Raw genomic sequence first — 17,409 nt, 5'->3', positions numbered from 1 at the left:
TAGCGAAATATCGCTAGCCTGCAAACGTTAATCCGCTCGACACCCCTTCGCTTTCGGTGCCCCACGCCAATCGAAGGAAGTATAAGGCCTTATTTGTGCTTGGTTCCGGTCTAATCCTTATTGCCGCCGCTCTCGTATCGGCGCTAACGCTCTACCGCATTTTGCGCTCGCCGGCCGCGCCCGGCCGGCTCGCTCTTGTTCTTTCAGGTCTTGCATCGATCTGGTGGATTACCGTCGTCATCGTGCGTTTGAACGTGGATAGCCTGAATCTCAAGGTTCTGCTCTGCGAACTGGCCTGGTTCGGCATCCTCGGAACACCGCTTTTCTGGGCGATCGGCTTTCTGGATTACGCTGGATACACAAAGGCAGGCCAGCCGAAGAACTTCGCGATGGCGCTGATGATCACTGCTTTTGGTGGCGTGGCCGCCTTGACCAACCAGTATCACCAGACGATTTACACCGGCATAACCAATATCCATCGTCCCAGTTTCTCTCATGGCTGGCTCTATTTCGTTCTGCTGGCCATCATCTATGTCGCACTGGCCGCAGCCTCCGTCGCCGCCATCCGCAAGTTGAAGCGGTCATCGGGCCTGCACCAGCTGCAATTTGTCGGCGTACTTGCCGCCATGGCGCTACCGTGGGTCGCTAACATAGCATTCAACCTGTTTGAGTTCAGAATTCTCAACGACGACCCGACGCCATTTGCCTTTGCGGCCACCTCGTTCATCATGCTGGCGCTTCAAAGCAAGGCAAAGCTCTTTACATTGCCGCCGGTGGCGCGCGACGTCATCTTCTCAATTCTGCCCGACCCGGTCATCGTGCTGGATGAGAACAATGTCATTCTGGAGCTTAATCCTGCGGCTGAAAGTCACGCCGAATTGGGTGCCAAGCCGGTTGGAAAAACGCTGCCGCTCAATCATCCGCTTTACAACCTCTCGGTCTGCACGCCCAACAAGCACCCGCATCCGGAACTGGTTTATCTGAACAACAACACCCTTATCTTTGAAGTGTCCCAAAGATCGCTCGAACAGTGGGATCGCAAAGGATGCAGGCTGCTCGTCTTGCGTGATGTCACGGCACGTGAAACCGCAAAGCAGAGACTGCTGGCCGTTGGTGAAGACCTGCAGCACCGTCTTGAAGAAAATCTTATTCTGCAGAAGCGCCTCGAAGAAGAGGCAACGCGCGACCATCTGACAGGCCTGCACAATCGCCGCCACGCGAGCACGGCGGCCACAGCGCTTGTCGAATGCGCGACGCCAGACGAGCCGACATCGCTAATTCTGTTCGACCTCGACTTCTTCAAACAGATCAACGATCGCTTCGGCCACGATATCGGCGACCAGGTTCTGGTGGCCTTCGCCGGCCTTTTGAAATCAAGCCTCAAGACCGGCGAGATGGCAGTGCGCCAAGGCGGAGAAGAATTCCTGATCGTCCTTCCGCAATGTTCAACAGCAGATGCCCTGGAGCGAACCGCACACATCCGCAGCGAATTTGCAAAACTCGTTATCCCGGGATTGGAAGACTTTGCGTTGAACTTCTCAGCCGGTATTGCGCAGGCACCGGACGCAGGCATGACGCTCACAAACTGCATCAAAGCGGCCGATATCGCGCTTTATAGGGCGAAGATCTCGGGCCGCAATCAGGATGTTGTGTGGGGCAACCATCTCAAAGGGATGGGCGGCGCACCGGCACCGGCACCGGCACTCCAACCAAATCGGGTGGCCTAGAAGAACGCAAGCGACAACGCTTTTTGCGCCCCCAACGGTTCAGGCAGCCTTTGTCGCCTGTTTCATTCCCGGTTCACCGGAAAGCGCGAAAGAAAGTGCGGCTTCACAGTGAATGGCAGTTGAATCGAATACGGGAAGCGAAAGGCAATGCTCATCCACCAGAAGGCAGATTTCCGTGCATCCGAGGATAACGCTGTCGGCACCGTCTGCCTTGGCAGCATCCACTATCGCCATCATCCGTTGCCGTGATTGGTCGTCTACCTTGCCCGCACATAGTTCTTCGAAAATGATGTCGTGCACCATGGTGCGGTCAGCGGCTTCCGGTACCATGATCTCCAGTCCGTGACGCGCCATCACCTGCTGATAGAAACCGTGTTCCATCGTGTAACGGGTCGCCAGCAGCAGCGGTTTGGAAGCACCGGCAGACTTGATGGCCTTGGCCGTCTCGTCAATGATGCTGATGAGCGGGATATCGACGCTGGCAGCAACAGTGTCTGCAACCTTGTGCATGGTGTTGGTGCAGATGAGTATGCAGTCGGCCCCGCTCTTTTCCAGCATCTTCGCGCTTTCAGCCAGTTTGTTGGCTGCGTCGTCCCACTTGCCGGCCTTCTGCATGGCGACGATCTCTGCGAAATCGACCGAATGCAGGAATAAATCCGCCGACGAAAGCCCACCCAGCGCCTCGCGGACCATCTCGTTGATAAGCTTGTAATAAACCGCCGAGCTTTCAAAGCTCATTCCGCCGATCAGGCCAATCCGTTTCATGGCTTTCCCCATCATGTAAATTGTTTTCAACATGCACAAAGATAAAACGGACTTGTCGCGTTCGGCTTGCATTATTCGTTGATAATGGCGAATATGGCGCAAAATTTTCGCGCCTGTTCTCCAATTTTCGCAATCAAGCATAGAAAAATGGCAGCCAAACGATGATTGACGACCGCGACCGCAAGATACTCAGACTTCTGCAGCAGGACGCAACGATTCCCCTCACGCAGTTGTCAGAAGCCGTAAGCCTTTCCGTCTCAGCCTGTTCGAGGCGCGTTCAGCGCCTGGAGGAAGAAGGCTATATTTCAAGTCGCAGCGCGGTGCTCGACAGAAACCGCATGGGCGTCCCCACCACATTGATCGCGCTGATCAAGACAGCGCGGCATGACGAAGAATGGCTCGAGCAGTTCCGCCGGGCAATCGTTGATATCCCTGAAATCATCGAGGCGCATCGCGTCACGGGCTCTTACGACTACATTCTCACCATCGCCCTGCCGAACGCCGAACACTATGATACTGTCTACAAGAGGCTCGTCAGCAAAGTCTCCATTTTCGAGATTTCAGCCTCAATCTCCATGGAAACGCTCAAAAGCGGTCGCACCATTCCCGTTTCCTATGCCGCCTGACGCAACATTCAGACGAGCCGCAAAATGAGTATGACAGTTCATTTGTGACAGTTTTTTTGACTGTTCGGAAAAATTTCTGTTGCGAAGCTTTCACAAACTTGAAGTAATGAGCGCAGGTGCCGGCGCCTGGCGCATGATGGCTCCCAAACCGCCTGCCTTTTTGAAGCAAAAGGCGGGTTGAAACATAATAAAATCGAACCCTCAGAGGTAGGTCACAATGAAACGCGCACTCTCCAGAATGTCGGGCATTCTTCTCGCAACATCCATGCTCTGTTCCGCCGCTGTCACCGCGGCCCAGGCGGAAACAGTCAAGATCACCTTTCTCGGCGTCGGCGACGTGTACCAGTTTGACGGCGGCAAGACCCGTGGTGGTCTGGCGCGCATGAATGCCGTTGCAAAGGCCGAAAAGGCCGCAAACCCCAACACCATCTACGTGTTCGACGGCGACATGCTCTCCCCGTCTCTGCTTTCCGGCCTCGACAAGGGCCAGAACATGATCGACCTCACCAATATGGTTCCCTTCGACCTGGCCGTTCCCGGCAACCACGAATTCGATTTCGGCACGGAAAACTTCATCGCCAAGCTGAAGGATTCCAAATATCCGTGGGCCGCGATCAATATCACGCATGCCGATGGATCGCCGATTGAAGGTCTTGGCGGCGTTATGTGGAAGGAAATCGAAGGCGTGAAGGTTGCCCTCATTCCAGTCGCGCAGGACACTTCCCCCGAGGTCGCAACCACCGACGACTGGAAGTTTGAATCAACGGTAGAAACCGCCGTCACTGCTGCCAAACAGGCCCGTGACGAAGGTGCTGACCTCGTCGTCGGCGTTGTTCAGGCACCGCATTCTTATGACCAGCTGATGCTGGCCTCCAAGGCCTTCGACGTCATCCTCTCGGGCGACGACCACGATGTCGTGATCCAGTACAACGGCATCACCGCCTATGTCGACACATCGATCGACGCCAACTACATGATCCCGGTCGACATCACCGTCAATGTCAGCGAGAAGGACGGCAAACGCCGCGTCTCATGGGAGCCGAACTTCCGCTTCATCGACACGGCAAACGTGACCCCGGACCCGGAAACCGAAGCCAAGGTCAAGCAGTTCCAGGAAGAACTCGGCAAGGAGCTTGATGTGGTGATCGGCAAGACCGAAACCGCACTCGATAGCCGCCGCAACATGGTGCGCACGCAGGAAACCGCCATGGGCGACCTGATCGCGGACGCGATGGTCAAGGCCTCAGGCGCAGACTTCGCCATTATCAACGGTGGCGGCATTCGTGGCGACAAGGAATATGCCGCAGGCACCGAACTGACACGCCGCGACATTCTCTCCGAACTGCCCTTCGGCAACAAGACGGTTGTTGCTGAAATGACCGGCAAGCAGATCCTCGAAGGCCTCGAAAACGGTGTTTCGATGATCGAAGATGGCGCTGGCCGCTTCCCGCAGGTCTCCGAAGGCCTCAAGATCGAAGTTGACTCCAAGGCAGCACCGGGCAGCCGTATCGTTTCCGCCTCCTTCAACGGCGAGCCAATCGATCCGGCGAAGACCTACAAAGTCGCGACCAATGACTACATGCTCGGCGGCGGCGATGGCTACACCGCCTTCACCGGCAGCAACGTGATCGTTGACGGCAACAACGGCAAGCTTATGGCCAACGACGTTATGGTCTATGTCCGTGAAATGGGAGCCGTATCCCCCAAGGTCGACGGACGCATCGTCGTCAAGTAATCGCGTATTCGATTGTATGAAAGGAGGCCGCTGGAAATCATCCGGCGGCCTCGTCATTTTTTCATCGGACAAAACGCCGCTTGCCTCACTGAGCGGCCCGCTCAGCCTTCGTTGCGCGCCCAATCTGTCACATAGGCATTGAGTGCACGCCGCACTTCGCCATATACGGAACCACTGGTATCTGCGCAGGCCGCCAACAATCCGGCATGACCGAAATTCAGCAACATTGCGGCAGCCAGCATGCATCGATCAGCGCTCGCTTGAGGACAAAGCAACGACAACGCTGCCGCCAGAGGCATTTGTATACTTGCGTCAAGTGCCTGCTCCACATCACCTGGCGCTCCGCGTCGCGCCAGAGCATGAAGCAGCTCTCCCCAAGCGGGCCTTGCCTGATATGTTTCGAAAAGCGGCGGCAACAAAGCATCCATCAGCGACATGGGCGTTTTGGATTGGCGACTGTTCCAGGACTCAAGCGCCGATAGGACACACGCTTCCACAATTGCGGCCTCCCGTTCTGCCAGTGCTTCAATCAAGGCCTCGCGGTTGGAGAAGAATTGATAGAGCGAACCCGGCGCACTGCCCGCAGCCTCCCCGATCGCCGACATTGTAAGACCGTCAACACCGGATTGAGCAATCAAGGCCGCTGCGGAATCGAGAATACGTTGAATATGCGCTTGCCCCCGCGCTTGTCGTCCCGGGCGAATCGTTCTGGCTGTCATGCTCCAAATTTACGAGACTTGCCTCGTATAATCAAATGTGAGAATATCCTCGTAAAAGAGGGGAACTTTCAAATGCTCAATCGTCGAAGCTTTATTGCCACCACCGCCATGCTCGGACTTGCCGGGCGGACCTTCGCAGCCAGCACAGATTACGACGTCGTTATCATCGGAGCTGGCGTTGCCGGCCTCGCGGCGGCGCGCCGTCTTGGCGCACTTGGCCACAGTTTCATTGTTCTGGAAGCACGTGACCGCATCGGAGGCAGAACCCTTACGCAGGATTTCATGGGTGTTCCGGTCGACCGCGGTGCGCACTGGCTCCACAACGGAGATATCAATCCAATGGTGCCAGTTGCGCGCGGCGAACAATTGGCCTTGACGCCATCATCACGCGCCGAGGGACGCTTTTTTGAAGGCCCGGGTGTTTTTGCCGAGGGTGCAGAGGCTGTTTTGGCGCAAAGCACTGAAGCCCTCTACGCCCAGTTTTATGAAAACCAGCAGCAGCTCGCCACCGCCTCACTGGCGGACTTCGCCAAGGGCGATAGCGCACTATCGGCTGAAGTCATTGCCTTTGCCATTGGCGAAGAGCCAGACAAGATAGCAGCGCTCGACGTGGCCATGATGGCTGACGAGAACATCGATTTCACAGTCGAAGGCGGTATGGGCGCGTTCATCCAACGCTTCGGCGCAGGTATTCCAGTCGAGCTGCGTTCGCAGGTCGATCAGATCGATTGGTCCATGCCGGGCGTCGTTGAGGTCTCGGGCGCATTCGGCAAGGTTCGAGCAAAGACCTGCCTGATCACGGTTCCGCCCGCAGTGCTGGCTGCCAGCCCCGGAATTCAATTCCACCCCGCCCTGCCAGCGGCCAAACAGGCAGCCATCGAACGGCTGCCGATGGGCGTATTCACCAAGGTTACTTTGAAAACCGAAAAGCCGATGGATGAACTGCCAATCTATAGCATCGATAGCGCCCGCTTCCTGAACGGCGAACTCCATGCTTTGCACCATGCACCGGGCGAAGAGGTTGTGACCCTGATGCTTGGCGGCGATGCTGCACGTGCCGTCATCGACGCCGGCGAGGCCGCTGCAATGGATGAGGCAAAATCGGTACTGGCTGCCATTGCTGGCACATCTGCCGTTGGTGAGGTGCGCGGTGGCCTGTTGAGCGAGTGGCGATCAGACCCCTTCGCACATGGAAGTTATGCCCATGTGCTTCCAGGCACGGGCAGCCCACGCGACGACTTCGGCGCACCCATGGAAAACCGCATCTTCTTTGCCGGCGATACGCTGGGCGCAGATCTGGTCATGACAGTGGGTGGAGCCTACCAGTCAGCTGAAGCCACGGCTGCAGATATTCACAAAGCTCTGGCCTGATATAATAATCCAGACAGGTGGCGCGGCATGCAGCCGAGCCGCCTCAAAGATCGCCACAAGCCCCACGAAAACGACGCACTGTCTCCGCCATACCATGAATCAGCGCATCAGCGGTCAGGCCGTGTCCGATGGAGACCTCGGCGAGATTGGGGATGCGTGCGGCAAGCGGCGGCAGGTTTTCGACGGTCAGGTCGTGACCGGCATTCACGCCAAGCCCCAACTTGTGCGCAATATCAGCCGTTTGCCCCAGCATTTCCAACAATTCTTCAGCGTGCTTCGGCGCATCGTAGCACCCGCCATAGGGTCCGGTGTAGAGCTCGATGCGATCGGCACCGGCATCTTTGGCCAGTTCAAGTGCCTCGCGATCGGCATCGCCGTCGGCAAAAAGCGAAATGCGAAAACCGCCATCTTTCAGTCTCATGCAGACGGACTGCAGCACGTCATGATGTTTGCGGAAATCCCAGCCATGGTCGGATGTAGCCTGCGCCGGATCGTCGGGAACCAGCGTCACCTGCTCCGGCTGGTGGGCTTCCACCAGCTGAAGAAATTCCTCGGTCGGATAGCCTTCCATATTGAATTCGGCCTGCGGAAAGGCATCGTCTATCAGCGCGCGAATTTCAGGCAGGTCTGAAAACCGGATATGCCGTTGGTCGGGACGCGGATGAACCGTCAAGCCATGCGCGCCCGCCTCCAACGCAATTTGCCCAAGGCCGGTGACACTCGGCCAGGGCAGATCACGCCGGTTCCTCAGCATGGCTATCGCGTTCAGGTTCACAGACAATTTTGCAGGCATGGCAATTCAGCTTTCTTAAAACACGTCGAAGCGAAGTTATTGCCGAACAACGGCTTTTGCCAATGGTTTTGCGCGATATCGCATCATTAAATTTCATAAAACGAAGAGGCACGAAATCCCGAACGACCAATATAGAACAGCATATTCGCGTTGCACATTGCCTGAAATTGCCTGCCGGCAACGAACAGTTCCGATCCCCTATTTCTCTTGACTTACAATGGAAACGAATCGGTTGTAGAATGTTGACCATGTGAAAACTTCACATGTTAACGCAGGGTCAGAATGCTGCCGATAGGGGAAGGAGCTAATCGGGTTCGATAGGTGGTCGGTCAACCCTGTAGATTTTCACACCTGACTGGAAGGCGGATATTTCATGTCAGAAGAAGCACATGCAAGCCAACAGGCCGAAAATGGGGTCTACGAGGCCGACGCCGATAGTGGGTTTCTGCCGGCCATAGAGCTACCAAAACAGCTGCCTTCTGGCGCCATCGGCATTGCCGACATGGCTGACGCCTTCGGCGTAACGCATCGAACGCTGCATTTTTACGAAGAAAAAGGGCTTTTGAAAGCCGGCCGCATTGGTCTGATGCGGGTCTATGATCGCGAACAGGCACAGCGCATGGCGATTATCAATGCCTGCCGCGAAACCGGGATGCCGATCATCATCATTCAGGAATTGATGAAAGACCTTGCGAAGGCCTCTTCAAGGCGGGAAGCTGACAGCATTTTTCAGCATTTCCTGGAGATTCGACGGCGCGAACTGCAGGCCGAGCAGTCCACCATTCTGCGGCAAATCGGGCAGTTGGGCAGCCTGATCGGCCAATTGAACGGCGACGAGGACGAGACGAACGATAACCGTCAGAACGAAGTCCTGACCAAGCTTGAACTGCAGTGCATATCGCTGATCGCCGAAGGCTATTCGAGCACACGGCTGACCCATGCCATGGAAAAGACACCCGCAGAGATTGCAGCGCTCGAAGCAGGCATCATCTCGAAACTGGGGACGAACAACAGGTTCCAGGCCGTTGCCAAGGCCATCATGCTGGGAATCGTCGAAACCTGATTTTGGGCTGGAGTTTGCCGCCCTCACCGCACGATCGTCAGGCGCTCGGCTGCGCGCGTCACAGCCGTATAAAGCCAGCGCTCCCGGCTGTCGCGGAACGCCCAGCTCTCGTCAAACAACACGACCTCATTCCACTGCGAACCCTGCGCCTTGTGCACGGTGAGCGCATAGCCGTAGTCGAATTCGTCAAAACGCTTGCGCGTCGACCACGGTATTTCCGTGTCCAGTTCCTCAAAGGCAGCCTTGAGCAGCTTGATCTTCGCAGCCCCCCGATCCATATCGTCGTCCTCAGGCCGGATCAGCAGGTTGATCCCGGGCTTCACCGTCTCCTTAGACGAGGTCATCACCTGCCAGAGCGAGCCGTTTAAAAGCCCCTTTTGCGGATCGTTACGCAGACATACGAGCTTGTCGCCGGCTTGCGGATAATCGGCGGTGAACCCCTTCAGCTCGCGCAAACGCTTGTTATAGCGTCGCCGGGTCTTGTTGGTGCCGACAAGAACCTGATCGGCGCCCAGCACCAGATCCTGATCCACCTCGTTTCTGGAAATGACCTGCGCGGTCCCCCAGTCGCCATACATCAGCTCCTTGCCCTCACGCACATGCATGGCAAGCTCGATGATGGGGTTGTCGCGCGCCTGACGATGAATTTCCGTCAGCAGAAAATCCGGCTCCGCATCGGTGAAGAAACCACCACCCGTCACCGGCGGCAACTGGCCCGGATCACCCAAAACAAGGATCGGCGTGCCGAAACTCATGAGATCGCGGCCAAGCGTTTCATCAACCATCGAGCACTCATCGATGACAATGAGGGCCGCTTTGGATACCGGGCTTTGCCGGTTGAGCGCAAACATGGGCGTCACTGAGGTTTTGCCGGTTTCCTCATCCGCCACCTCTTCCTCGCCGCGCGGACGATAGATCAGCGAGTGGATTGTGCTGGCATTGGTGGCCCCACGCGAGCGCAACACTTGCGCCGCTTTGCCGGTAAACGCAGCAAACAGGACGTCACCATCCACATTTTCAGCAAAATAGCGCGCAAGCGTGGTCTTGCCGGTTCCCGCATAGCCAAAAAGCCGGAAAAGCGGCGAGCGCCCTTCCTTCAGCCACTTCGAAACCGCCTTGAGCGCGTCATCCTGTTGAGGTGCGAATTCCATGAAACTCGAGTGGCAGGATTCGGCCGCCACATGCAAGGTAAATCATCAAATCGCCCATTATAGTGAGGCCGGTATCAAAATAATCCTGCGCGCGGGAATAAAAGGCGCACCCCGATTGTCTCAACCATGTTCACAGCCGGCAAAAGCCGTCTTAACTTCAAAAATGGGAGACCAACATGAAGGCCCAAATTTCCGCGACGTTCATACTTCTGGCAAGCGTTTCTGTCGCCTATGCTCAGCCCACGATCACGGTGAAAACCGATAAGGGGGATGTCCTGGCCGGTGAAAATGAAATGACCCTCTATACTTTCAAGAACGACCAGCCCGGCGTTACAAATTGCTATGATGCCTGCGCCCAGAACTGGCCGCCGCTGATCGCAGAAGACGGCGCAAAAGCTGAAGGCGCATACACGCTTGTGGAACGCAAGGACGGCTCCAAGCAATGGGCAAAGGACGGCATGCCGCTCTACTTCTGGGTCAAGGACGAAAAGAAGGGCGACACAACCGGCGATGGCGTGAAAGGCGTTTGGGATGTCGCGCGGCCCTGATGGGGAAAAAGACAACACTCTCGAGATGAGAGAACAAACGAAATTTGAGCACGGCATGCTTTCACTCATGCCGTCGCTCAGGCGTTATGCGCGCTCGCTGACGCGGTCAGATGCGGATGGTGAGGACCTGCTTCAGGATTGCGTTGAAAAGGCGCTCTCAAGGCAAACGCAATGGTCGGGATCAAACCTGAAAGCCTGGACCTTCACGATCATGACAAATCTATACCGCAACGGCATCAAACGAGCAGCACGGGCGCCGTTGGCGCCTTTTGAGGACGCCGATTCGATACCGGCGGAAAACGCCTATCCCGGCGACCCTCTGGAACGACGGCGTCTCGCCGCAGCCCTGGATGGACTTGCACCGGATTTCAGAACCGTGCTCATGTTGGTGGTGGTGGAAGGCATGAGCTACCGCGAAACGGCAAACCTTCTCCAAATTCCCGAAGGGACAGTGATGTCAAGGCTGGCGCGGGCGCGCCGTCAATTGGCGCAGGCGCTTCAATCGAGCAATGTGATCCCGCTACGGAGAAGCGAATGAACGATAAACCGAAAACCGTGAGCGAATATGAATTACACGCTTATGCCGACGATCAACTGGCCGCAGATGATATGGTGCGGGTTGAACAGTGGCTCGATGCCCACCCAGAAGACGCTGAACGCGTGTGTCGCTGGCAGGAGCAGAACATCGCGATCCGGGACCTTTATGAACCCTATGCGCTTTCAAGGTCTGAGGACGAAGCACTGCTTTACGCCGGGCACGGGAAACAGCGCCTGAATGCTTCAAAATCTCGCCAGGTCGCAGCTGCCGCAGCGCTTTTCATATTGGGAACCTTGACCGGTCTGTCTATCCCGTCGTTCCTCGGCAGTGCGGCCACGGCAACGCCAATCTATGAGCAGGCAAGCGAAGCGTATTCACTTTACGCTCCCGAGGTACGGCATCCCGTCGAGGTCTGGGCAGATGAGAAAGATCATCTGGTTCAGTGGCTATCGAAGCGGCTCGGCACAAAAATCACCGCACCAGACCTTTCGGCCGATGGCCTCTCACTGGTCGGTGGCCGCCTCATTCCCGCCGAAGGTTCCGCCGGCGCTCTGCTGATGTATGAAGACAAAAGCGGAGAGCGGTTTACCGTTCTCCTGGCGCGTATACCGGAAAACGAGGAGACTGCCTTCATGTTCGATAAACGGGGGCCCATACAAACGCTTTATTGGATGGACGGACCACTCGCTTTCGCCATCACCGGAGAGACCAGTCGCGAGACGCTGAGGCAGCTTGCAGATTCCTGTTATCGTCAGTTCCAAGGATGAGCCGCCCTTTTAAGCGACCGGCAGCCCTCCGCCTGGCGGATTTCACGCCAACATCGGCCAAAGGCTGAGCACCAGCAGGACGGCCATTGTGATGTTGAACCACTTCAGCCGCTGTGAATCGCTGAGAAACACCTTCAAAGTGGTTCCGAATACGGTCCAAAGTCCTGTCGTAAAAAAACCGACGGACAGGAATGCGAGGCAAACGAGACCCGTCGTGAAGACATAATGCTCTGGATCGGCAAATGCCGTATTCGCACCGATTGCCATGACCCAGGCTTTCGGGTTGACGAACTGAAAACCCGCCGCCTGCCAGAAGGAAAATGGCTTTGCCTCGCCGTGTACCCTGCCCATTTCACGGGTCGTGGCAATCTTCCACGCCATCCACAGCAGATAGGACCCGCCGATAACCTTCAAGACGATGTAAAGACGTGGTTCGACGGCAAAAAGCACACCCAACCCAAGCCCGACAGCAAGGATCAGGCCGCTAAAACCGGCTTCGATACCGACAATATGCGGGATCGTCCGGACAAAGCCGAAATTCACACCGGAAGCCAAGAGCATCAAATTATTGGGACCAGGCGAAATCGACGAAGTCAGTGCAAACGCCAGCAAGGCCAAATAAGTCTCAATATCCATAAATAGCTCCGAGCAAGATCTCAGATTGACCACCCTTGCAGAGATTTCCAGTTTCAAATTGCTACCGTGACAAGTTCATCTGAAGGCATAAAAAAAGCCGCTCGTGCAAACGAACGGCTTCAAAGCTTATAGAGCGCGACGCTCTTACATGCCCTGGGCGCCGCGGTTCATGGCGGCAATGCCGGTGCGGCAGACTTCAATCAGTCCGAGCGGCTTCATGATGGCGATGAACTGATCGATCTTGGAAGGTTTGCCGGTGATTTCGAAGATGAAATGCTCCACCGTGGCATCGGCCACCTTGGCATGGAATGCATCGGCAAGGCGAAGCGCTTCCACACGATAGTTCTCCGAGCCAGCAACCTTCACCAGCGCTACTTCCCGCTCCAGCGGGCGTTCATGGCCAAACTGACGGGCGCGAACGGTGAGGTCCACCACCCGGTGAACCGGCACAATGCGTTCAAGCTGCGCCTTGATCTGCTCCAGAACATGCGGCGTTCCATTCGTGACAATCGTGATGCGCGAAAGGTGCGCCTCATGCTCCGTTTCCGAAACCGTGAGACTTTCGATATTATAGCCCCGACCGGAAAACAGACCGATCACGCGGGCGAGCACCCCCGGCTCGTTTTTGACGAGAACCGAGAGCGTGTGATTTTCGGCGGCTTCCGTTTCCTTGGCGATGAAATAGGCGGAGCCAGTGGGTTGAAGTTGAGCGTTCATAAGCGTCCTACCTTTTCATCAAACAAGCTGGCGACCTTTGGCGTCGATGGCATTTGCCACCACCTCATCGGTCGCCTCATCGGGCAACAACATCTCGTTATGCGCCTTGCCGGACGGGATCATCGGGAAACAGTTGGCCAGATTGGCCACGCGGCAATCGAATATCACCGGCTTCTTCACGCTGATCATCTCATCAATGGCCGCATCCAGTTCACCCGGCTTTTCACAACGAATGCCATGGGCACCGTAGGCCTCCGCCAGCTTCACGAAATCAGGCATGGCTTCAGTATAGGAGTTCGACAGGCGGTTGCCATGCAGCAGCTGCTGCCACTGGCGCACCATGCCCATATACTGGTTGTTCAAAATGAAAATCTTGATAGGCGCATTGTGCTGGATCGCAGATGACATTTCCTGAATGCACATCTGAACCGATGCATCGCCGGCAACACTGACAACAAGGCTCTCCGGATGGGCAATCTGCACGCCGAGCGCTGCCGGCAAGCCATACCCCATGGTCCCCAGTCCGCCCGATGTCATCCAGCGGTTCGGCTGTTCGAAACCGTAGAACTGTGCCGCCCACATCTGGTGCTGACCGACCTCGGTCGTGAGGTAAGTATCCAGATGCTTCGTCTTCTCATAAAGCCGCTCGATGGCATATTGCGGCATGATGACATCGTTCGAATGCGTATAGGAAAGCGACTTGCGCGCCCGCCATTTTGCAATCTCACCCCACCAGTCAGCCAGATGTGCCTTGTCAGTACGCTTGGAGCTTGCACGCCACAAACGAACCATGTCTTCCAGAACAAGGCCGACATCGCCGATGATCGGCACATCAACACGCACATTCTTGTTGATCGAAGACGGATCGATATCGATATGGATCTTCTTCGAATTCGGCGAAAACGCATCCAGACGGCCCGTAATACGGTCATCAAAACGCGCGCCGATGCACAGCATGACGTCGCAATCGTGCATGGCCATATTGGCTTCATAGGTGCCATGCATGCCCAGCATCCCCATCCAAGCCTCGCCGGATGCGGGATAGGACCCAAGCCCCATCAGTGTGGATGTGATCGGAAATCCGGTCAGTTCGACAAGTTCGCGCAGCAGCTGGCTCGCTTCGGAGCCCGAGTTTACAACGCCGCCGCCGGAATAAATCATCGGACGGCGCGCACCCTCCATCAGCTTGACGGCTTCGCGTATTTTTTCCAGATCGCCCTGCTTTTTGGGCGCATAGGCCGGCTCGGCCTTGACCGCGGATTTCGGAACATACGTACCGGTGGCGAACTGAACATCCTTCGGCACATCGATCACAACAGGACCGGGCCGGCCACTTGTGGCGATCCGGAAAGCCTCATGAATGACACCGGCAAGCTCGTTCACGTCCTTCACCAGCCAGTTGTGCTTGGTGCAGGGACGTGTAATCCCAACCGTGTCGCATTCCTGAAAAGCATCGGAGCCGATGAGCGTGGTGGGAACCTGGCCGGAGATGCAGACAAGCGGGATGGAATCCATCAGGGCGTCCTGCAGCGGCGTCACCGCATTTGTCGCACCGGGGCCTGAGGTTACCAGCATGACTCCCGGTTTGCCGGTCGAACGGGCATAGCCTTCCGCAGCATGCCCTGCCCCCTGTTCGTGACGAACCAGGATATGCTGAATGTCGTCCTGCTGGAAAATCTCGTCATAGATCGGCAGAACGGCACCACCCGGATAACCGAAAATATGCTCCACGCCATTGTCCCTCAAAGCCTGAAGTACAATTTCGGCGCCCGTCATCTGATTGTCTTTGCCCGTCATCTCTTTCTTCTCATTCCCGATTTTGCTGCGTCTTTAGCTTGATTGGAGACATAAAAAAAGGCCCCTTTGAGGAGCCTCGGTAGCGCATGGGTGCTTTCGCCGGATGGTTACACCATCCTGCCCATGCGCTGTCCCACCACGATAAGTACAAATAGATTTTTCATGGGGCGGATTGTTAGAGGCATTCTTAAACTCCGTCAACATGCAAATCGACCCACGGCTGCATTTTGTCGTCCCGCAAGGCGACACAGAATCGTCCCGAATGCGAAGATACGATGAAAGGGAAACCTCCCGTTAATGCCGCATGCTTAAAATATCAGGCAGATCACCGAGAAAGTTCAGCATGAGCGAATTCAATAACCAAGCTGTATCAGCTGAGGAGAACGAACCCGGACGGGAACTGCGCGGCCTTTATCCAGCCGGCAATCGCCTCATGGGTCGCGTTGTCGCGTGCTCGGGCTCACGCGCAACGATTGCCGCCATCGCCGAACACGGTGCCACAGACATGACTGAGCTTTGGTCTGTCGGTCGTCTCATTTCCATCTCGGTGGACAAGAACCGCGTCGTAGCACTGGTCAACGCCATGCACACCGAAAATGATGGCTGGCAGGCAGAGGCAGACAACAACTTCCACATCGAAGTCGAGCTTCTCGGTGAGGTGCGTGTGAATGATGATGGAAGTGAAGAATTTTCGACCGGTATCAGCCACTATCCTTATCTGGGCGCAATCGCGCACCGCATTCGCTCGGCTGACCTGCGCCGTGTTTATGACACCGGCAGAGAAAACAATTGCGCCATAGGTGCCCTCACCCAGGATACCAGCATTGAGGCGGCCATTCACATTCCCTCCATGCTGTCGAAACACTTTGCTGTCGTTGGTTCCACAGGTGTGGGCAAATCGACGGCGGTCTCCCTGCTTCTGCGCAAATCCGTTGCCGTCGATCCGAGGCTTCGTGTCCTCATTCTCGACCCACATAACGAATTTGCTGCTGCCTTCCCGGATCTTGCCATAGTCGTCGATACGGAAACGCTTGACCTGCCGTTCTGGCTGATGCGGCTCGAAGAATTTGCAGAAGTCGTCTATCGCGGCCGACCAGCCGTTGCCGAGGAACTGGATTTCCTCCGCGATATGATACCCGAGGCCAAGCGCGCGTTTCGCGGCGAATCCGCCTTCATGCGCCGCCAGTCGGAAAAATCCGCCGTTACGGCCGACACACCCGTACCCTATCGTATCTCCGATCTTCTGGCCTTGATCGACGACCGTATCGGCAAGCTCGAAGGCCGCAACGAAAAACCGTTTCTGCGCTCGCTCAAACTGCGCATCATGGCCGCGGTCAATGATCCTCGCTACCATTTCATGTTCTCATCGAACACGATCTCCGACAACATCATGGAGACAATCCAGACCATCTTCCGGATCCCCGGCGACGGCAAACCGATCACCACATTCCAGCTTTCCGGCATTCCCTCCGAAGTGGTCAATTCCGTCGCCTCGGTGCTGACGCGCATGGCCTTCGAAATCGGCCTTTGGTCCAACGGCGCTATCCATATGCTGGTGGTTTGTGAAGAAGCGCACCGCTACGTTCCTGCCGATCCCAACCTCGGCTTTTTCCCGACCCGCCATGCCATCGCACGCATTGCCAAGGAAGGACGAAAATACGGCGTCTCGCTCGGCATCATCACCCAGCGGCCGGGCGAATTGGACCAGACGATCCTGTCGCAGTGCTCGACCGTCTTTGCCATGCGGCTTGCAAATGAACGCGACCAGGAAATCATCCGTTCCGCCATTCCCAATTCATCGACGTCAACGATGAGCTTCATCTCATCCATCGGCAATGGTGAGGCCATTGCCTTCGGTGAGGCTGTGGCAGTGCCGATGCGCATGCGTTTTGAGCGCGTCGCACCGCAGCGCCTGCCCAAGGCACAGATGGTTACCAACGGCAAGGAGACGGACGAATTCGACAGCATCGATCTTCGAACCATCGTCAGCCGCATGCGCGCCGTTGGAACCGAACCTGATATTTCCGACTTCCAGAACCGGTACGAATCCTCCATCGCCGATCGCGGTGAAGAGGACGGCGCGACCAGGCCTGAACGCGCTTCTGATCTGCCGCGATATGAGGAAACCCATATCTCGCCGGTCCGCCAACAGCAATCCAGTGTCGCCCTTGAGTTCGAACGCCCGGCAGCGACACCGCAGCCGCACCGTTCAGAAAACCTGGAAGCTTATCGCCGTGACATGTTGCCGGGTGCGTCAAGACCAGCGGAACCTGCCGCATCCCAAAGCCCATATAGCCGCGTCGAGCGGGCGATTGTATCGGATCAACCGCCAGCCGCCCGCATTCCAACCGACCCGCAACGCGAACCCGCAAGCATTCGCAGAGAGCCCGGCATGTCCCTGCGGGAAAGCATTTTGAAGCGCCCTCTCTCAAGTCTGAAAAAGGACGGTTTCTGAG

16 protein-coding genes are annotated in these 17,409 nt (G+C 56.4%); 9 read left to right on the top strand and 7 right to left on the bottom strand.

Going from position 1 to position 17,409, the window contains the following annotated elements; genetic code table 11:
* Positions 1-95: 95 nt before the first annotated feature.
* Positions 96-1,727 (top strand): diguanylate cyclase, encoded by a 1,632-nt coding sequence (locus tag NHF56_RS21015; RefSeq protein ID WP_252802408.1) that lies wholly within the window; start codon positions 96-98, stop codon positions 1,725-1,727.
* A 39-nt stretch (positions 1,728-1,766) separates the two neighbouring features.
* Here NHF56_RS21015 and NHF56_RS05760 read toward each other — a convergent pair whose 3' ends face one another.
* On the bottom strand, positions 1,767-2,492 hold the full coding sequence (locus tag NHF56_RS05760) for an aspartate/glutamate racemase family protein (protein ID WP_252802405.1): 726 nt from the start codon (positions 2,490-2,492) through the stop codon (positions 1,767-1,769).
* Between the two features lie 161 nt (positions 2,493-2,653).
* Here NHF56_RS05760 and NHF56_RS05755 point away from each other — a divergent pair, with 161 nt between their 5' ends.
* Positions 2,654-3,118 (top strand): Lrp/AsnC family transcriptional regulator, encoded by a 465-nt coding sequence (locus NHF56_RS05755; protein WP_252802404.1) that lies wholly within the window; start codon positions 2,654-2,656, stop codon positions 3,116-3,118.
* 217 nt (positions 3,119-3,335) lie between these two features.
* A complete protein-coding gene (locus tag NHF56_RS05750) occupies positions 3,336-4,853 on the top strand; it encodes a bifunctional UDP-sugar hydrolase/5'-nucleotidase (protein WP_252802402.1) in 1,518 nt (505 codons plus the stop codon).
* Between the two features lie 101 nt (positions 4,854-4,954).
* Here NHF56_RS05750 and NHF56_RS05745 read toward each other — a convergent pair whose 3' ends face one another.
* A complete protein-coding gene (locus tag NHF56_RS05745) occupies positions 4,955-5,572 on the bottom strand; it encodes a TetR/AcrR family transcriptional regulator (protein WP_252802400.1) in 618 nt (205 codons plus the stop codon).
* Positions 5,573-5,644: 72 nt separating this feature from the next.
* On the opposite strand from NHF56_RS05745, the gene NHF56_RS05740 reads away from it, so the two are divergent.
* Positions 5,645-6,943: an NAD(P)/FAD-dependent oxidoreductase gene (locus tag NHF56_RS05740; RefSeq protein WP_252802397.1), complete on the top strand. Its 1,299-nt coding sequence runs from the start codon at positions 5,645-5,647 to the stop codon at positions 6,941-6,943.
* Between the two features lie 43 nt (positions 6,944-6,986).
* On the opposite strand, the gene NHF56_RS05735 is transcribed toward NHF56_RS05740, so the two are convergent.
* Positions 6,987-7,736 (bottom strand): pyridoxine 5'-phosphate synthase, encoded by a 750-nt coding sequence (locus tag NHF56_RS05735; RefSeq protein ID WP_252802395.1) that lies wholly within the window; start codon positions 7,734-7,736, stop codon positions 6,987-6,989.
* Between the two features lie 373 nt (positions 7,737-8,109).
* Between NHF56_RS05735 and NHF56_RS05730 the strand changes: the two genes are divergently transcribed.
* On the top strand, positions 8,110-8,799 hold the full coding sequence (locus NHF56_RS05730) for a MerR family transcriptional regulator (protein WP_252802393.1): 690 nt from the start codon (positions 8,110-8,112) through the stop codon (positions 8,797-8,799).
* Between the two features lie 23 nt (positions 8,800-8,822).
* Here NHF56_RS05730 and NHF56_RS05725 read toward each other — a convergent pair whose 3' ends face one another.
* Positions 8,823-9,950 (bottom strand): ATP-dependent RecD-like DNA helicase, encoded by a 1,128-nt coding sequence (locus tag NHF56_RS05725; protein ID WP_252802391.1) that lies wholly within the window; start codon positions 9,948-9,950, stop codon positions 8,823-8,825.
* A 176-nt stretch (positions 9,951-10,126) separates the two neighbouring features.
* Between NHF56_RS05725 and NHF56_RS05720 the strand changes: the two genes are divergently transcribed.
* Genes NHF56_RS05720 through NHF56_RS05710 form a run of 3 tightly spaced genes read left to right on the top strand, consistent with a single transcriptional unit; the run spans position 10,127 to position 11,803 of the window.
* Positions 10,127-10,498: a hypothetical protein gene (locus NHF56_RS05720; protein WP_252802389.1), complete on the top strand. Its 372-nt coding sequence runs from the start codon at positions 10,127-10,129 to the stop codon at positions 10,496-10,498.
* On the top strand, positions 10,482-11,036 hold the full coding sequence (locus NHF56_RS05715) for an RNA polymerase sigma factor (protein ID WP_252802387.1): 555 nt from the start codon (positions 10,482-10,484) through the stop codon (positions 11,034-11,036). The genes NHF56_RS05720 and NHF56_RS05715 overlap by 17 nt, the downstream gene beginning before the upstream one ends.
* Complete coding sequence (locus tag NHF56_RS05710) at positions 11,033-11,803, top strand: anti-sigma factor (protein WP_252802386.1); 771 nt, start codon at positions 11,033-11,035, stop codon at positions 11,801-11,803. The genes NHF56_RS05715 and NHF56_RS05710 overlap by 4 nt, the downstream gene beginning before the upstream one ends.
* Positions 11,804-11,845: 42 nt before the next feature.
* Here NHF56_RS05710 and NHF56_RS05705 read toward each other — a convergent pair whose 3' ends face one another.
* The 3 genes from NHF56_RS05705 to NHF56_RS05695 all read right to left on the bottom strand — a co-directional run bounded on the left by NHF56_RS05705 (position 11,846) and on the right by NHF56_RS05695 (position 14,953).
* Entirely contained in the window at positions 11,846-12,439 is a 594-nt protein-coding gene (locus tag NHF56_RS05705) for a LysE family translocator (RefSeq protein ID WP_252802384.1), read from the bottom strand.
* 144 nt (positions 12,440-12,583) lie between these two features.
* Positions 12,584-13,156, bottom strand: coding sequence for an acetolactate synthase small subunit (ilvN, locus tag NHF56_RS05700; RefSeq protein ID WP_252802382.1), 573 nt, complete (start codon positions 13,154-13,156; stop codon positions 12,584-12,586).
* An 18-nt stretch (positions 13,157-13,174) separates the two neighbouring features.
* On the bottom strand, positions 13,175-14,953 hold the full coding sequence (locus NHF56_RS05695) for an acetolactate synthase 3 large subunit (protein ID WP_252802379.1): 1,779 nt from the start codon (positions 14,951-14,953) through the stop codon (positions 13,175-13,177).
* 433 nt (positions 14,954-15,386) lie between these two features.
* Between NHF56_RS05695 and NHF56_RS05690 the strand changes: the two genes are divergently transcribed.
* Positions 15,387-17,408, top strand: a complete 2,022-nt coding sequence (locus NHF56_RS05690) for a helicase HerA domain-containing protein (protein WP_373456287.1) — start codon at positions 15,387-15,389, stop codon at positions 17,406-17,408.
* The last annotated feature ends 1 nt before the right edge of the window (position 17,409 follow it).

This window comes from Rhizobium sp. L1K21, from assembly GCF_024055895.1.
GTDB lineage: Bacteria > Pseudomonadota > Alphaproteobacteria > Rhizobiales > Rhizobiaceae > Ensifer_A.
Note: the sequence above shows the minus strand (reverse complement) of the source record. Positions and strands in the feature narration are given on the sequence as shown.

Bases quoted from the DNA above. Each gene is read 5' to 3' on its own strand.
- NHF56_RS05760 (WP_252802405.1), bottom strand. From the start codon at position 2,492: ATGAAACGGATTGGCCTGATCGGCGGAATGAGCTTTGAAAGCTCGGCG.
- NHF56_RS05705 (WP_252802384.1), bottom strand. From the start codon at position 12,439: ATGGATATTGAGACTTATTTGGCCTTGCTGGCGTTTGCACTGACTTCG.
- NHF56_RS05720 (WP_252802389.1), top strand. From the start codon at position 10,127: ATGAAGGCCCAAATTTCCGCGACGTTCATACTTCTGGCAAGCGTTTCT.
- NHF56_RS05695 (WP_252802379.1), bottom strand. From the start codon at position 14,953: ATGACGGGCAAAGACAATCAGATGACGGGCGCCGAAATTGTACTTCAG.
- NHF56_RS05750 (WP_252802402.1), top strand. From the start codon at position 3,336: ATGAAACGCGCACTCTCCAGAATGTCGGGCATTCTTCTCGCAACATCC.
- NHF56_RS05755 (WP_252802404.1), top strand. From the start codon at position 2,654: ATGATTGACGACCGCGACCGCAAGATACTCAGACTTCTGCAGCAGGAC.
- NHF56_RS05740 (WP_252802397.1), top strand. From the start codon at position 5,645: ATGCTCAATCGTCGAAGCTTTATTGCCACCACCGCCATGCTCGGACTT.
- NHF56_RS05690 (WP_373456287.1), top strand. From the start codon at position 15,387: ATGGGTCGCGTTGTCGCGTGCTCGGGCTCACGCGCAACGATTGCCGCC.
- NHF56_RS05710 (WP_252802386.1), top strand. From the start codon at position 11,033: ATGAACGATAAACCGAAAACCGTGAGCGAATATGAATTACACGCTTAT.
- NHF56_RS05735 (WP_252802395.1), bottom strand. From the start codon at position 7,736: ATGCCTGCAAAATTGTCTGTGAACCTGAACGCGATAGCCATGCTGAGG.
- NHF56_RS05730 (WP_252802393.1), top strand. From the start codon at position 8,110: ATGTCAGAAGAAGCACATGCAAGCCAACAGGCCGAAAATGGGGTCTAC.
- NHF56_RS05725 (WP_252802391.1), bottom strand. From the start codon at position 9,950: ATGGAATTCGCACCTCAACAGGATGACGCGCTCAAGGCGGTTTCGAAG.
- NHF56_RS05715 (WP_252802387.1), top strand. From the start codon at position 10,482: ATGTCGCGCGGCCCTGATGGGGAAAAAGACAACACTCTCGAGATGAGA.
- NHF56_RS05745 (WP_252802400.1), bottom strand. From the start codon at position 5,572: ATGACAGCCAGAACGATTCGCCCGGGACGACAAGCGCGGGGGCAAGCG.
- ilvN (WP_252802382.1), bottom strand. From the start codon at position 13,156: ATGAACGCTCAACTTCAACCCACTGGCTCCGCCTATTTCATCGCCAAG.